This window comes from Ktedonobacter robiniae (assembly GCF_016587375.1).
Taxonomy (GTDB): Bacteria; Chloroflexota; Ktedonobacteria; order Ktedonobacterales; family Ktedonobacteraceae; genus Ktedonobacter; species Ktedonobacter robiniae.
Genome location: NZ_BNJG01000002.1, coordinates 1,698,857 through 1,712,935 on the forward strand (window position 1 = coordinate 1,698,857; position 14,079 = coordinate 1,712,935).

Genomic DNA, 14,079 nt, shown 5'->3' on the forward strand with positions numbered 1-14,079 from the left:
ATGATCTAGTTGTCATATCACCGCGACAGATAAAAGAAACAATTATTGCTCTACGAAAGCTCAACAAGAATAACCCATCGAAGAGAGTTACAGGCAGAGGAACACATGCTAGCTGAAAGAGTCTTCAGCAGTATTGAAAAAGCAGGGAAGTCATGTTAGAATGTATGTATGGAGCATACATATTCACCAAAACAATTTGGAAAACTGATTGGAAAATCCGTCAATACCTTGCAAAAATGGGATCGCAAGGGGATTTTACCCGCGTTTCGGAGTCCGACGAATCGGCGCTACTACACACATGAACAATACTTGCAGTATCGTGGGCTGATTTCCTCGGAGCAGGGATTGGTGATCGCGTATGCTCGTGTGTCTTCCCCCTCGCAGAAAAAAGACCTGGCTTTCCAAAAAGAAGCTCTGCGAGCCTACTGCCTGGAACATGGGATCAAAGTGGACCAGTGGATCGAAGACATTGGCTCTGCGCTCAACTACAAACGTAAAGGCTTCAATCAGGTGATCGAGCAAATTGAGTTAGGACAGGTCGCTCGGCTCATTATCGGCTATGAGGATCGGTTCGTGCGCTTTGGCTATGACTGGTTTGAGCAGTTTTGTGAACGGCATGGAACCCAGATCACGGTTGTCAACGGCGAAACCTTCTCCCCCGAAGAAGAACTGGTGCGGGACTTGATGGCCATTGTGACCGTCTTCAGCGCCCGGCTCCCCGGCCTGCGTTCGCACAAAAACTTGATTCGAGCAGCAGCTTTGGGAAAAGATATCAAGGATGATCAAGACTCACAAGATCAGACTGCATCCCACACCTGAGCAGGCCAACTACCTTACTCGTGCCGCAGGCGTTGCTCGCTTTGTGTGGAATTGGGCGCTGGCCGAATGGAACCGCCAATATGAGGCCGGGGAGAAACCCACTGCCTTGAAACTCAAGAAGCAATTCAACGAGATCCGGCAGGTGCAATTCCCCTGGACCTGGGAGGTGACGAAGAACGCCTCAGATCAGCCCTTTCTCGATCTAGGAAAAGCCTTCACCGCGTTTTTTGAAGGCAAAGCCAAACGCCCCAAGTTCAAAAGCAAGAAAACAAGCAAACCCTCCTTTTACCTTGCCAACGATCAATTCGAGTTGGGGGACCATCGCATGTGGATACCCAAGCTCGGATGGGTCAATCTGGCTGAGAAGCTCCGGTTTGTGGGCCGCGTGAAAGGGGCACGCATCACCAAAACAGCGGATTGGTGGTTTGTGTCCATCCAGGTCGAGATCCCTGATACCATCGTGGTGAAGAAACCAGCCGCCGTGGGTATCGATGTGGGGCTGAACCGCCTGGCCACCTTGAGTACAGGAGAGGAAGTCGAAAACCAAGCCTTCCTCAAAACCGCCCTCAAGAAATTGCGTCAGGCCAACAAACGGCTGCATCGCCGAAAACTGGGATCAAAGAATCGGGAGAAAGCGCGCCGACAGGTCGCCCGTCTGCATTATCGCATCACCTGCCTGCGCCAGGATGTCCTGCAGAAGCTCACAACCAAGCTGGCCGACAGTTACGGGATCATCGGGGTGGAAGATCTGCACCTCAAGGGACTCCTCAAGAATCGCCGTCTCGCTCGCTCGTTCGCTGACGCCTCGCTGGGCACCCTCAGACGTCTGCTCGAGGCCAAAGTGGCGCAACGTGGGGGAGAGGTGATCAAGGTGGACCGTTTCTTTCCTTCCAGCAAGACCTGTCATTGCTGCGGTTGGAGGTGGGAAGCGATGAGGCTCAAGGATCGTATCTTTGTGTGTCAGAATCCTGCTTGCCCGTATGATCAGTTTCCGCAGGATCGAGATCACAACGCAGGTCAGAATGTGTTACGGGAAGCCCTTCGCTTGATCGGGCTGCTTGATCAAGCCGTCTCCGGTACTGGCTCGGACGAAGACGCAAACTTGCCTGCGGACGCGGGGTAAGACCAAAAGGCTTTGGCCCGGAGGCACCTACGGATGAAACAGGAACAACGAAATTCGGTGTGAACGTATGCAAGCATACGTTTGCATATGAAAATCGGAGCAGAACTTCTAGAGGCAACCTATCAGGCGATGCTTGCAGAGGGGCAAAGAAATATCAGTGGGCGCACTGGCGAAGGCTGCTCATGTGAACTGCGATTTTGCTAATGTATGGTTGAAGGATAAAGCGAAGGCCGAGTCCAGGGCCACCGATCAAGGCCACCAGGACACCGAAACCGTGGTGGACTCAGAGCCAGAGAGGAATGTTTCTTAGATCAAGATCGATTCATTAAAAGAGCACTGGTCACCTCTCAAAATATGGTTCATCTCCACTGCTCTTCGGCAGGAGAGATGAACCATTGCATCTTATGCGCTCTTGACATCCTTGCGCGTAACGGTCACATACGCCACAAAGGTGATGATCAGGATGGTCAGAGCCAGGCTAACCCAGCCCGTACCCAGGCCAGCGCCGCCAGCGCTCGGCTCCTTGCCTGCCCAGTCGGCAAATGAGGCCCCAAGCGGCCTGGTCAGGATATAGGCCAGCCAGAAGGCCGCAATCTCATTCAGACCAAGCCGCCAGTACGCCAGGGCTGGCAGGGCGATCAAGACGACGAACAGCACACCAGAGGCGAAATAGCCTAGATGAACGGTCATCGCGGCGAGATCGCCCACAGCAGTGCCAAGCGCAAACGTCACGACGACCGTGGCCCAGTAGAAGAGCTCGCGCCGACGTGTGTAAATGCTATGAATGGAGAGCGTCTTCTCGCTCCGATACCAGACGGCAAAAATGACGACCAGCGCGACCAGGAAGAGCGTGCTGGATACCGTATATGGAACCCCTAGCCCGACGTGCAGCACGTCAGCGGCCATCGTGCCAAAGACGGCCACCATGGCGGCGGCCAGCCAGTAGATCCAGGGTACATAGCGGCGCACCACGAACTGCAATACCAGCGCCACCACAAAGCCAATAAAGCCAAGGCCGACCGCGATCTCTGACGCCAGGTGATTCACAAGAAAATCTGAAGTGACCTCACCCATGGCCGTGGTCAACAGCTTGATAATCCAGAAATAGACCGTGACCTCAGGAACCTTTTTCAGGAATTGTAAGGCGCGCTGCCCGGGCTGGACGGCATTGCTCTGTATGGACTGATAACCTGTGGGTGCAAGGGAGGGATTGGGGAATGCGGAATCCGTCTCCGGCTCACGTGGTGGTATAGTTTTACTCAAATGCTCATTCTCCTATTAACGACAATAGTGCTATATATATGTATTGATCATTTTTAGCATGTCATCATCTACGGTCATCATTTGGTGAGCAAAGCTATGCAGATAACCGCATCGGCAAATCAAAGGCCAGGTAAGAACCGTTGAACGCTGGCAGTGATCTATCGGGGCCAGTTTAGCTTCTATTCTAACATACAGGCAGTTAAAACAGAAAATGAGCGGCGCGAGATAGGACCTGGTGGAGCTCGCTACTGGCACACTCGGCTAAACGGTGGATACATCTTTATCCGAATTGACTCACTAAAGATCTTACTTTACCAACCTTCCCAAATTTGCACCTTGTTTGATCCTCATCCTCTGATAGATGTGCTTCGGTATATTCTGAGGAAGACAAGAAAACCAGAACGCATCACAAACACAGCAATATCTTCCCGTTCCCTTTTTGAGAATGACGTAGCGGTATCGCAACCCCCTACCATTTCACCTGCTTGTGGGGCAAGCAAAATAAGAGTATCAAGTAGATGAGCATTATCGAGTAATCTATCTAGGCAAGAACACTTGGGAAGGGTTGAATCTCACAAACGAACACGTTCCAATTTTCAAAGAGTGTTGGGAGAAGGTTATTGCTCTTGATGAGGTTCATTCCGCACAATTATGATCTCAAGGTGGCAACCACCATTCGAGACATGTATAATTTGTTTAAAATAATAGAGCTTTTCTGAGTTGGCCGTAGTCAGATGGCTTTTCGTCTCAGATTCTGGCTCAGGAATAAGCCCCTACAATAGACGTGCAGGAGTTATGACTCTCTAAGCCTGTATCGAGATGCAATAATTTATTATATCTCCATACAGACGACGCATTGATATACAATTATGCACTCTCCTAGTCTCAGTGTGCGTGTATACAGCAGTGATTGAGAGGCATAGAGAAGAAGATAGTGGCGTCTATGGAATAGTGAGGTTCATGCGAAGGAGTTGACAAAGCCACTGGAGAGCTTCTGGATACGCCTCTGTATCCAACACGAATTCCTGACCGCGTCCGACCGTACGTAAAAAAATCGAGCATCCATCCCGTTTCCAGCGAGCGAGATCGCGGTGATAACTAAACCCCACCGTCGATGTTCCGGGAGCAAACCAGGCTGGCAACTGCCACACACTTCTTGTTTGGTTGGGCGCAGTCAGGCATAGTTCGGGCATGAAGTGGGGAAACCAGCCAGCGCCAGCCTTCTCAATCTCAACTCCTGGTATGTGCAGGCGGTTGGGAGAAAGATACATGAAATCAAGGTTGCGATATGTGTCAGCTTTGCAGTGAGGGTGATCACGGGCCCAGAGAGGAATGGTTGCGAAATCGTTGGAGGCGAGGTGTTGCTCAATCTGAAGCCACCCAAAGATAACATGGAGGTCGGGAGCAGTACTGACATACCTATACTTTCCCGAAGCATACGTTACTAGAGAACCGGTCGAGTAATCACGCGGCCTCCTGAAAATCAACTTGAAGGGACTGGGAACGAGCCAGGACATGCAAATTGTGGACGACCGCGTACCGACGCAGATCGAAGAGGTTTTTGCGCAGCCCGCGATAGCGGGCACGTCGTCCTTGCCACCGACCAACATGGGCCAGGGTATGTTCAACGGCGACCCGTTCACGGAGTTTGGCCCGTCCTTCTGGCGCCAGTTGGCGCTCTCGTAACTCGAGAAGCAACGCTTCGTCAGGATGAATACTCACACTGCGCCCTTTGGCACTGGTCGTGCATTGCGTTTTCAACGGGCACCGAGCACAGGTATCCTTGGGAAAATGTACCACGCCGCCAGGCACAAAGGGCATCTCTTGTTCTGCTGGACAACGGATGATCTGCCGATCCCAGTCCAGGAGAAATGCCTGCTTCGAGAAGCGTTTGCCTTGGCGCACGGGCCAGGCTTTGCAATAGACTTCCAGCTCGTGGCTGCGCTCACGGACGAGATGGCTACTCAAATAGGCTCGGTCGATATGCAGTTCCTTCAAACAAATAGCTTGTCGAGCCAAATCTGTGCTGATAGCTTCGGTCACGCTGGCTTCAGGAACATTGGCAGGAGTGACCCCGACCGCACGGATAAGGCCAGTATCTAAATCGTGGAGCACATGTCGCTTGTATCCATCGACACGCACACATCGACTTTTGCGACCATGACGCATCTCGGCGTCTTCGACGCTGATGCGCCGATCTTTTGCCACACCTTTGATCAAACGTGCTTTCCCATTCTCGTCGATCTGCACGTCTTGCTCTTTCACTTGACGAGCGATTTCTAGCGACGGCTCGGCTAGTTCCACCTCATCCTGTTGCAAGGTCTGTACCCATGTTCCCACCGTCTGCAGCACCTTCAAAACCAGGTTCAGCGCTTCTTCCAGCTGCCCTGACTGATCCCAATCCCGGTCAAGCGTCGCTTTCAAGCTCGTTCCACAGACCACGTCTGCTCCTGCCTCGTGCCCTATTTCGACCAATTCTCTTCCTTGTTGTTTGGCCACTACCCCCAGAATATTTTTGAGCGCGTGCCCGATGAGATTGTACGTATCTTCGACTCGGCCTGCTCCCCATAGCGGGCTGCTATCGAGGGCCGCGCGTAAGGCTCGTGCTCCGAACTCCTGGATTTGGCTGGCCAACCCGATGGTTCGTTCGATCAGCCGCCGATCCTTCTGGGCCTCAATCAGGCGCTTGCGAAAAGCTACCAGTGTCCCTTTGCTGAACGGCGCTTGCTCGGTATCCAGACAATCCAGCACCAATTGCCAGCGCCGATCCATCAGCGTCGCCTCAATGACCTCATCATCCGAGACGCCCGTGTACGCTTGCAGAATGGTAGCCAGGGCTAATCGCGCAGGCGGAACGGGAGGTTGTCCACGGAGGCTCGGCGCATAGAGCGCCGCCAATTCTTCTTGAAACGCGTCATCAAAGAGCTCATGGCGGTGATGACGGAGAAAGACAAATAATTTCGCTCGTTTGATGTGTATGATGATGTTTTGCTCAACAGATGATGGCTTAATCGGAGGTTGCCAGGATGAAGGACGCATGTGGTACTCCTTCGCTCTGCTTTTGTATGCTGAACGGAAAACTTTCCCTTGGGGAAACGTGTCAATCGCGCCCTGCTGCTGGTCATGCATGGCAGAAGTATTCTTGAGATGTGTTCTCTCAGAACCTCTGGGAGGACCGTTCGGGAACAGGAACGTCCTCCAGATTTCGCCAGCAGCAGGGCGCGATTGACACTTGACCTCCCATGGCGTCGGAGCCATCTGCGTAGGATAACTGGCCAAGCCAGCCACGCCGATTACTCCAGCGATAGTTCTGGTTGAATTCGTCAAGGCTCATTCAAGATGGGGGCGGTAGAGATTCATGTCTTCGGCCGTGTTTGCCAAACGAAACACTTGCCCACCTGGAGCCTGAAAATAAAAATGCGCCTTATCCTGATACTCGATTTCCTTGAGGCCAAAGTTGAGAATTTGCTGTTTCAGTTCTTCTGGGCGGTCTGTCCGAAGCTCTAACCAGAGTGATTTCAGCATATCTGACACACTTGAGGCGGAATTTTCGTACACCACTCCCAGGTAGAAATCAGGACGAAGCCAGATAAGATCCGCCTGCGGCTTTCTGTCCACTTTGCATCCTAAAACATCACGATAGAAACGCTGAATGTTTTCCCGCTCTGAAGCGAGAACAACCATCTTTGAGTTCGCGCCCAACGATACGCTGGTCATCTGTATCTCCTTAACGTGGAAGTAACTGTTGCATTGAAATGGTCTCAAAAAACACTCTCTCGCAGGCAAATCCTCTGAAAAGCACAGGAACAGGACATCGTTCATCACGAAACCATCGCCTTACGAGACAGAGGGAGGAAGCCCAGGGGTGCCTTGCCCCGTCTCCAGGTAAGATTTCAGGCTGTCCAGAAAGTATTTCCAATTTCTGCGTGTCTGTTCATAGCCCCCATCTACTTGAGTGAACCCCTCATGCGTGAAGACCAATGTGGTTCCGTTGTGGACTGGCGTGAGTTGCCAGGTAACGCTGGTCCCTGCCCATGGTGGAGGGCCTTGTCTGGAAATCCAATGCACTTTTTTGTCCTGCTCCAGTCCGGCCACCTCAAACTGAAGAACACCAGCAGGGGGCCTGAAGCGAAATTCCGCCAGCGAGCCTACCTCTGGTTTGAGTCGTGCCTTGTCAGCCCACCATTGAATGATTTCGTCCTGCTGAGTTATAGCGTCCCAGACGCGCTGCGGGGCGGCTTCTATCGTAATTTCCTCGACGATAGCTGTCATCGTTGTTCCCTTTCCTTGAATGCCGGTATATGACAATACTTAACCTATAGATTAAGTATTGAGATAAAATGAAAGGTTGTATGTGTTATGCAACTATACTTAACTGGTGGGTTAAGTATAGTTGAAAAAAGGGAATGCTGTCAAGGGGGGCTTGCCTCCAGATTTTCTGCTCTGCCTGGATCTCGCGCTGTGAAGTCGGGGCAGCGCGTTACAGGTCGAGATGGGGGGAGGAGAGTACCGAGGCCAGCGCATCGAGCATGGAGGGCCAGCCACCTCCAATCAGCGCGCGTAATTCTGGAGTGTTCAGCCGTTCGTGGGTCAGCACAACTTCGGTCACCGGACCCTGGTCGAAAAATTCCAGAGTGACCACAGTTTCTCTCTGCGGTATCGCTCCGCCTGACCAGGTAAAGACCAGTTTTTCGGGGGGAATGATATGCAGGTAGGTGCCAGCGATGGAACCGCCGTTCTCTAAATCGAAACAGAAGGACCCACCAGCACGCGCGTCGAGCGAACGCACCGTCATGCTCATGCCCCTGGGTCTCAACCAGGACTCCAACGCCTTTGGTGTGATCCAAGCGCGGAACACACGTGCGCGTTCGGCGAGAAATGTCCGTCGCAGGACGAGAGTGGTGTCGTTAGGAGATGCGGGAGGGATCATCGGGGTCGTGCTCCTCTTCTGATGTCATGTGCAGGTAGGTATCCAATGCATCGAATTGGGTTTCCCAAAACTGCCGGTAATGTTCAAGCCAGGTGGCGGCCTCTTTCAGGGGACGAGCAGCGAGGCGAAACAGGTGCGTGCGCCCCTCCTTGCGATGCAAAATCAGCTCCGCGTGTTCCAGCACGCGTAAATGCTTGGAAATGGCTGGCACAGAGATAGAGAAAGGCCGTGCTAGTTCCGTTCCCGAAGCCTCACCGTGGGCCAGGCGTTCTAAGATGGCCCGGCGTGTGGGATCTGCGAGGGCAAAAAAGACGGTATTGAGTTGCTCTGGCGAATCGTTAACCATATCGTTAAGTATACAAAGGTGGTGAAGCAGTGTCAAGGGTCACGTTCCACGTCGGTTGTATAGATCGGGAAGTGTGGATGTTACGCCTGGTGCTGGACGGGATACTTGCCCTGTCACGGAGCACTCCGGATCTTGATTACTTGACCGGTTCTCTAGAGGCATTATGGGCTGAGTACGATTTTGGGAAGAGACGAACTCTCATTAACTTTCTTATTAAAGAGGTGGCCATTGATAGCATGTCAACTCACTGGCTACGAGTTCAAGTCCTCTGGCTCCACGAAGAATGGGGACGCGAAGAAATGTTCTATCACCGCAGAGTAGGAGGTAACAAGGAATGGAGGGATGAAGAAAAAAAGATTATAAGAGATCATTATCTCTCTATGCCTAGGATGGAACTTATGGCATTGCTACCAAATAAAACCTGGGATAGCATCCTTCAGATGGCAAGACGTATCTTCAGGAATGAAGGTGAGAAGAATGAACACCGGAAGAAAGAGACTTTTCCGCGTTGGATGGTAAACTGTTCTCACTCTGACCTCGTATTTATGCGAGAGCATAATATAGAGGGAAAACTGTCATATACCAACTGGGAACCTCTGTCGTACCGCCGTAGGTGATCTGACCGCGATGACCGCCCATTTGGGGTATTTTGCCTCGGGCGTGCTGTTCATCGTATTGATTGCTCTGCCAGCCCTGGCTTATTGGCTACTTGGCCTGAACGAAATCGTCGCCTTCTGGCTCGCCTATATTCTGACCAGGCCGCTTGGTGCCTCATTTGCGGACTGGGCAGGAAAGGAGCCAAGTGCCGGTGGAGCGGGCCTGGGTACAGGCTGGGTCAGCCTTGCTCTGACAATCTTGATTATTGCCTTTGTCGCTTATGTGACAATCACGCGCAAGGATGTCAAGAATAATTAATGTGATGTATGTTGTATTGCGAGCTAAGCTCGCAATACAACATACATCACATTAATTATTCTTGGTAGCGGTGTTGGCTCCAGTAGATGAAGAGCAGGGGGGCCGGGAGGGTTGAGAGGAGTAGCGCCAGGAAGATGCCAAAGCTAAAGGTAATGCGTCCCAGCGAGCCAGAGTAGGCATAGAACATGCCCCAGAGCAAGATGCCCGCGGCAAGAATGCAGGTAATCAGGGGGAGAATCCAGTCGTAGAGGAGCCTTGAGAGGTCGTGTAGGCGGCGGGGAAAGACAAAGCGAATAAAGCCCATGAGCAGGAGGAAGTCCACCAGGGGGAGCGCTCCAACACTCAGGCCCAGCAGAAAAGCCACAAATTGATGAAAATCCCTCATCATAGATGTAACCGTTTTTATGCTCTATTTTGTCCACGTTTTTCTTAAAAAGAAGTATATCACCTTTTGCATAGATATAAAAGAATTTAATGGCAGCCCTCTGAGGGGGCGGCGCTCTTTGTCATGACATTTGGGCTGGTGGTGGTGACGATGCCAGTGTGTTCAACGTCGAGCTTTATAAGGTTGAGCAGGTTGAGCGAGATGGTTAGCTGGCGACTAAAGCTAAAGCTCTGGCTGGTTTCACCCGTGGCGAAGGTGAGCGTGATGGTGCTATAGCTCGCTCCGTTATCGGATGAGTATTTGACGTTGACCTCGCCGCCAGGGCTGTTGTCGCTGACAGTAACTGTTGCGATATAGGTGACGGTGGCGATGCCGCCACAGGAGGTCGAGATGGTAGGGGGATCGAATGCGATATCGATTCCCTGTACCTGGAAGGGATTGGTTGTAGCCGTCCCGGTTGGGGTGGGTGTGAGCGATGTGGCTGTACTGGTCGCCCCAGCTTTTGAGACAGGAGTGGTCGCTCCTGTAACCCCAGAGTGTGTTGGACTTGGTCGAACGCCTCCAGGCGTATTGCTAGTAGCCGGACTGGCTGTCGCGATTGGTGTCTGAGTGTCTAGAGCGATGCCAGGCACAAGTGTCGAGGCATGCCCATTGAGGACCGTGTTTAGTACGAAGGTGCTCAGAAGGACAAGCAGGATCAGGAGAATGACCACGGCCAGGAGAAGCCGCCTGCGCCTCCCTTTCCGTTCTTTATTATTGTTGCCTGTGTTCCAGGTGGGGAGAGAGGGTTCTTGCTCATCGTCTTTTTTATGGGCTGGCTTGAATATAGAGGCTGAGCCGGGTTGTTCGAGTTTGCTAGATGCCTGTTTCAGTTGAATCTTGCCTGGTAGTGGTAAGGGAGCTTCCGGTGCGCCGCCGGGGCCAGTAGGCTCGCTTGTATGGCGCGAGGGTTCTGGCCAATCAACTTCTGTCATGGGTGATGATGGTGTACCATATGCGCTTGAGGGCGTCTGGGGAGTGTTTGCGATATGGAATGAGGCGCCCTGTGAAGCGGAGTGAAACTGGGTGCGGAAAAGCTGACTGGGCAATTCAACACTGAACTCTGAGGTAGAGTGCTCAAGCACCAGTTCGGCTGATTCTGTTGGACCATCGATGGCCTGCTGAAAGGCTTGAGCGAAGGCGGCAATATTCGGATAACGCTCCTCGGGCTTCTTCGCCAGACCGCGCTGAATAACAGCGCTTGCCCCGGGAGAGACCTGTGAATTAAGCTGGCTGGCATCGGGCGGTGTGGCCTGGATATGCTGGTAAAGAATGCTAACGGCATCACCTTGAAAGGGATATTGTCCCGTGAGCAGCTTATAGGTCATAATTGCCAGGGAATATTGATCACTGGCGGGGACGGCCTCCCCTCGCCACTGTTCGGGGGCCATGTAATTTGGTGTGCCACGTGCATGCTTACTTGAATTGGAGTTGCCCAGGCGCAGGCGAGCCAGGCCAAAGTCCGAGAGCAGGAGGTGAGGGACGTCAGGTTGCACATGACTATTACTGACCAGGAAGTTCGATGACTTCACGTCCTGGTGGATGACATGATGGTCATGGGCATACTGAAGGGCGTCCGCGGCCTGGCGCACGATCTGTGCAACCATCTGAGGGGGCAGCAGCGTCGCGCGGCGGCGCTTGCGCAGCCAGATATCGAGTGAGCCTTCGGCATGATACGGCATCACGAGATAGGTTAGCTGGGCGGTGTTCAGCGTGGTCTCTCCATAGTCAAAGAGGGGTAAAATATGAGGATGATCAAGCATCGAAATTGTTCGCGCCTCACGCTGAAAGAGGCGCAACGCCTTGCTGCTTGTCTCGCTGCCCTCATCCTCATCTTCTTCTGTATGAACGACCTTAACCGCGACCTGGCGCGCGAGGCGTATGTCGTCCGCGAGATAGATCTCTCCCATGCCCCCACTTCCCACCATTCGAAGCAAACGGTAATTATGTATCTGTAATCCGTCGAGTGGCATCTCTTATCCCTGGCGGCCCTTAAAATAAATATAACTATCCAAATACCCTCTTTTTACTTTACCAAATAACAGGTATTTACGCAACGGTTAAAAGGTAAAAAAGTGAAAATAGGTAGTAATAAAGAAGGAAGACATGATGCTCGAAAAAATTGATCATGCCCAGAGTCAGGTACTGAATGGGGACCAAGAAGGTGCGCAGCGACTTTATCTTGAGATGTGGAATGAGGCATTGCGTACTGAGGATCTGTACCAGGCATGCGTTGTTGCTCACTTTATGGCCCATGCCTGCACTGAACCAGGAGAGCAGTTGCTATGGCACCAGCGCGCCCTGAAGGCTGCTGAGGCCGTAGGAGACGAAAGCGTGCAGGGATTTTTCCCCTCGCTTTACGCGAACCTGGGAGAGGTTTGCCTGCGCCTCGGTGATCGCGAACAGGCTCGTGTGTATGCAACCAGAGCACAGGGAGCCGCGCACTTCTTACAGGATGATGGGTATGGACGCATGATAGCTTCGCTGATTGAACGCGTGTTGAACGCTACCGCGGAGAAGTGAGAGGGCACGACGCTACTAAAGTACACGTCTACATATTACCCGTAATATGTAGACGTGTACTTTAGTAGCGTCGTGCCAGGCGCAATATTCTACTTATGCACTGGGGACAGGAGTTTCCTCTGATTGCTCCGTTGCCTGATCTGGCGAGCCGGTAACGAAGGGCACATCTTTGAGGAAGAAAGTCACGAGCAGCGCGATAATCGTGAAGGTTAGCACAGCTACGAAGCCGTGTTGGAGGGCGGTGGCGAGGGAGAGCTTACCGGCCTCGGTACTCGGAAGGCTGCGCATCATATCACTGGAGGCGGAGCTATTGACTACGGTTCCCACAATGGCGATACCCAGCGTCGCGCCCAGTTGCCCCAGGTATCTGTTTGCCGCTGTGCCAACGCCCAGGCTACTGGCTGGCAGAACGTTCTGCGAGACCGCTGTGAGGGAGAAGAACGTTCCTGTGCCAATACCCGCCAGGATCATGAATCCGATGGCCTGCCACAGGCTGGTTGAGGGCGTCATCAGCGTGAAGAAGAAGGTACCAATTCCCATCAGCAGCGCGCCGACGATGGTAACAAGCTGGTAACGCTTGAGCGCGCCGATGATGGGACCCGCTAGCATCGCGCCAACCACCATGCTTATAGAGAGGGGCGTCATTACCAGCCCACTGATGGTGGGCGAGACGGAGAGCACGCCCTGCAAGTAGAGGGGTAGGTAGAGTGAGAGGCCTATCAACACCATCATCTGGAGCATGGTCAGAAGCGCGGCGCAGCTCCAGACCTGATTGCGGAACAGGTCTAGGGGCAGGATGGGTTCGGCGGCCCTGCGCTCAACCAGGGCAAACAGGAGAAAGAGGACTACGCCAATCCCCATCAAGCCAAGGACCTGAGGTGAGTTCCAGGCATACATTTGTGAACTGCCCCAGGTCAGTCCCAGCATCAGGCAGATGGTCGCGACTGTAGAGAGAACCGCGCCCAGGAAATCGATATGCCGTATCGCCGCCAGGCCCGTTTTCTCACTGGTGCGGACCGAGAGATGGGCTGGCAAGAAGAAGAGTAGCGCTATGACTGCGATTAAGCCTATAGGCAGGTTGATATAGAAAACCCAGCGCCAGCGGCTGCTTGTCGTCACAAAGTTTCCCATGAGTGGCCCATGCTCAGTAAGCCAGCCGCCAAGCGTTGGACCAAAGAGATTGGAGACACCATACACGATGCCAAAGAGGCTTGACCATTTAGCCCGCTCGGCTGGTGGAAAGAGATCGCCAACCACGGTCGCGACCAGAGCCATGCCAATGCCCGCGCCCATTCCTTGGAGCGCGCGGAAGAAGATCAATTGATTCATCGTCTGTGAGGCCCCAGCCAGGAGTGAGCCTATGAGAAAGAGGACGGTCCCACCAAGCAGAAACCACTTGCGGCCAAACTGGTCGGAGAGCTTGCCTACAATTGGCACCATGCTCATCGTGGTCAGCACATAGGCGGTCACAACCCAGGTGTAGCGATCTAACCCATGCAGCTCGGCGATGATGCGCGGCATGGCGGTCCCTACAACCGTCTGGTCCAGAGCCTCCAGGAAGAGAGAGAGCATCAGCGCGATCAGCACGCTAGCCAGCGCGAAACCTCGCAGGCGGACCTGGCTGGATGTCGTGTCAGTCATGGATGCAGTACTCATCGAATATTTTCTCTTTCATACTATGTCAATGTTATTGTTTATCTATATTCTAAAAAGAAGCCCTAATCACGTGATTTGTC

The 14,079-nt window shown here is 52.9% G+C and carries 15 protein-coding genes; 5 read left to right on the forward strand and 10 right to left on the reverse strand.

The window, feature by feature from the left end:
• Window positions 1-168: 168 nt before the first annotated feature.
• Entirely contained in the window at window positions 169-819 is a 651-nt protein-coding gene (locus JMJ04_RS28110; RefSeq protein WP_201373725.1) for an IS607 family transposase, read from the forward strand.
• Entirely contained in the window at window positions 779-1,942 is a 1,164-nt protein-coding gene (locus tag JMJ04_RS28115; RefSeq protein ID WP_201373726.1) for an RNA-guided endonuclease InsQ/TnpB family protein, read from the forward strand. Before JMJ04_RS28110 ends, JMJ04_RS28115 begins: the two co-directional genes overlap by 41 nt.
• Window positions 1,943-2,344: 402 nt before the next feature.
• Here JMJ04_RS28115 and JMJ04_RS28120 read toward each other — a convergent pair whose 3' ends face one another.
• The 7 genes from JMJ04_RS28120 to JMJ04_RS28150 all read right to left on the reverse strand — a co-directional run bounded on the left by JMJ04_RS28120 (window position 2,345) and on the right by JMJ04_RS28150 (window position 8,481).
• Window positions 2,345-3,205, reverse strand: a complete 861-nt coding sequence (locus JMJ04_RS28120) for a COG4705 family protein (RefSeq protein ID WP_201373727.1) — start codon at window positions 3,203-3,205, stop codon at window positions 2,345-2,347.
• Window positions 3,206-4,146: 941 nt separating this feature from the next.
• Window positions 4,147-4,722: an Nmad3 family putative nucleotide modification protein gene (locus JMJ04_RS28125; RefSeq protein ID WP_201373728.1), complete on the reverse strand. Its 576-nt coding sequence runs from the start codon at window positions 4,720-4,722 to the stop codon at window positions 4,147-4,149.
• The gene (locus JMJ04_RS28130; RefSeq protein ID WP_201373729.1) at window positions 4,670-6,244 is read right to left on the reverse strand and encodes an IS1182 family transposase; all 1,575 of its coding nucleotides are present in this window, start codon (window positions 6,242-6,244) and stop codon (window positions 4,670-4,672) included. The genes JMJ04_RS28125 and JMJ04_RS28130 overlap by 53 nt, the downstream gene beginning before the upstream one ends.
• A gap of 291 nt (window positions 6,245-6,535) precedes the next feature.
• Window positions 6,536-6,922: a hypothetical protein gene (locus JMJ04_RS28135; protein WP_201373730.1), complete on the reverse strand. Its 387-nt coding sequence runs from the start codon at window positions 6,920-6,922 to the stop codon at window positions 6,536-6,538.
• Between the two features lie 120 nt (window positions 6,923-7,042).
• Complete coding sequence (locus JMJ04_RS28140) at window positions 7,043-7,477, reverse strand: SRPBCC family protein (protein ID WP_201373731.1); 435 nt, start codon at window positions 7,475-7,477, stop codon at window positions 7,043-7,045.
• Window positions 7,478-7,685: 208 nt separating this feature from the next.
• On the reverse strand, window positions 7,686-8,135 hold the full coding sequence (locus tag JMJ04_RS28145; protein WP_201373732.1) for an SRPBCC family protein: 450 nt from the start codon (window positions 8,133-8,135) through the stop codon (window positions 7,686-7,688).
• Entirely contained in the window at window positions 8,113-8,481 is a 369-nt protein-coding gene (locus tag JMJ04_RS28150) for an ArsR/SmtB family transcription factor (RefSeq protein WP_374226822.1), read from the reverse strand. Before JMJ04_RS28150 ends, JMJ04_RS28145 begins: the two co-directional genes overlap by 23 nt.
• A 77-nt stretch (window positions 8,482-8,558) precedes the next feature.
• Here JMJ04_RS28150 and JMJ04_RS46925 point away from each other — a divergent pair, with 77 nt between their 5' ends.
• Together JMJ04_RS46925 and JMJ04_RS28155 are read left to right on the forward strand one after the other, a co-directional pair.
• Entirely contained in the window at window positions 8,559-9,098 is a 540-nt protein-coding gene (locus JMJ04_RS46925; protein WP_236038444.1) for a hypothetical protein, read from the forward strand.
• Window positions 9,099-9,108: 10 nt separating this feature from the next.
• Complete coding sequence (locus JMJ04_RS28155; RefSeq protein ID WP_236038445.1) at window positions 9,109-9,396, forward strand: COG4705 family protein; 288 nt, start codon at window positions 9,109-9,111, stop codon at window positions 9,394-9,396.
• 55 nt (window positions 9,397-9,451) lie between these two features.
• Here JMJ04_RS28155 and JMJ04_RS28160 read toward each other — a convergent pair whose 3' ends face one another.
• Together JMJ04_RS28160 and JMJ04_RS28165 are read right to left on the reverse strand one after the other, a co-directional pair.
• A complete protein-coding gene (locus JMJ04_RS28160) occupies window positions 9,452-9,784 on the reverse strand; it encodes a hypothetical protein (RefSeq protein WP_201373734.1) in 333 nt (110 codons plus the stop codon).
• Window positions 9,785-9,867: 83 nt separating this feature from the next.
• A complete protein-coding gene (locus JMJ04_RS28165) occupies window positions 9,868-11,793 on the reverse strand; it encodes a serine/threonine-protein kinase (RefSeq protein WP_201373735.1) in 1,926 nt (641 codons plus the stop codon).
• A gap of 133 nt (window positions 11,794-11,926) precedes the next feature.
• On the opposite strand from JMJ04_RS28165, the gene JMJ04_RS28170 reads away from it, so the two are divergent.
• On the forward strand, window positions 11,927-12,343 hold the full coding sequence (locus JMJ04_RS28170; RefSeq protein WP_201373736.1) for a hypothetical protein: 417 nt from the start codon (window positions 11,927-11,929) through the stop codon (window positions 12,341-12,343).
• A gap of 93 nt (window positions 12,344-12,436) precedes the next feature.
• Here JMJ04_RS28170 and JMJ04_RS28175 read toward each other — a convergent pair whose 3' ends face one another.
• Window positions 12,437-13,999: an MDR family MFS transporter gene (locus JMJ04_RS28175; protein ID WP_201373737.1), complete on the reverse strand. Its 1,563-nt coding sequence runs from the start codon at window positions 13,997-13,999 to the stop codon at window positions 12,437-12,439.
• Window positions 14,000-14,079 lie beyond the last annotated feature (80 nt).

What these genes read in the sequence shown, in the direction of transcription:
- JMJ04_RS28110 (WP_201373725.1), top strand. Translation starts at nt 169, where the DNA reads ATGGAGCATACATATTCACCAAAACAATTTGGAAAACTGATTGGAAAA.
- JMJ04_RS28115 (WP_201373726.1), top strand. Translation starts at nt 779, where the DNA reads ATGATCAAGACTCACAAGATCAGACTGCATCCCACACCTGAGCAGGCC.
- JMJ04_RS28125 (WP_201373728.1), bottom strand. Translation starts at nt 4,722, where the DNA reads ATGTCCTGGCTCGTTCCCAGTCCCTTCAAGTTGATTTTCAGGAGGCCG.
- JMJ04_RS28130 (WP_201373729.1), bottom strand. Translation starts at nt 6,244, where the DNA reads ATGCGTCCTTCATCCTGGCAACCTCCGATTAAGCCATCATCTGTTGAG.
- JMJ04_RS28135 (WP_201373730.1), bottom strand. Translation starts at nt 6,922, where the DNA reads ATGACCAGCGTATCGTTGGGCGCGAACTCAAAGATGGTTGTTCTCGCT.
- JMJ04_RS28140 (WP_201373731.1), bottom strand. Translation starts at nt 7,477, where the DNA reads ATGACAGCTATCGTCGAGGAAATTACGATAGAAGCCGCCCCGCAGCGC.
- JMJ04_RS28145 (WP_201373732.1), bottom strand. Translation starts at nt 8,135, where the DNA reads ATGATCCCTCCCGCATCTCCTAACGACACCACTCTCGTCCTGCGACGG.
- JMJ04_RS28150 (WP_374226822.1), bottom strand. Translation starts at nt 8,481, where the DNA reads ATGGTTAACGATTCGCCAGAGCAACTCAATACCGTCTTTTTTGCCCTC.
- JMJ04_RS46925 (WP_236038444.1), top strand. Translation starts at nt 8,559, where the DNA reads ATGTTACGCCTGGTGCTGGACGGGATACTTGCCCTGTCACGGAGCACT.
- JMJ04_RS28155 (WP_236038445.1), top strand. Translation starts at nt 9,109, where the DNA reads ATGACCGCCCATTTGGGGTATTTTGCCTCGGGCGTGCTGTTCATCGTA.
- JMJ04_RS28160 (WP_201373734.1), bottom strand. Translation starts at nt 9,784, where the DNA reads ATGATGAGGGATTTTCATCAATTTGTGGCTTTTCTGCTGGGCCTGAGT.
- JMJ04_RS28165 (WP_201373735.1), bottom strand. Translation starts at nt 11,793, where the DNA reads ATGCCACTCGACGGATTACAGATACATAATTACCGTTTGCTTCGAATG.
- JMJ04_RS28170 (WP_201373736.1), top strand. Translation starts at nt 11,927, where the DNA reads ATGATGCTCGAAAAAATTGATCATGCCCAGAGTCAGGTACTGAATGGG.
- JMJ04_RS28175 (WP_201373737.1), bottom strand. Translation starts at nt 13,999, where the DNA reads ATGAGTACTGCATCCATGACTGACACGACATCCAGCCAGGTCCGCCTG.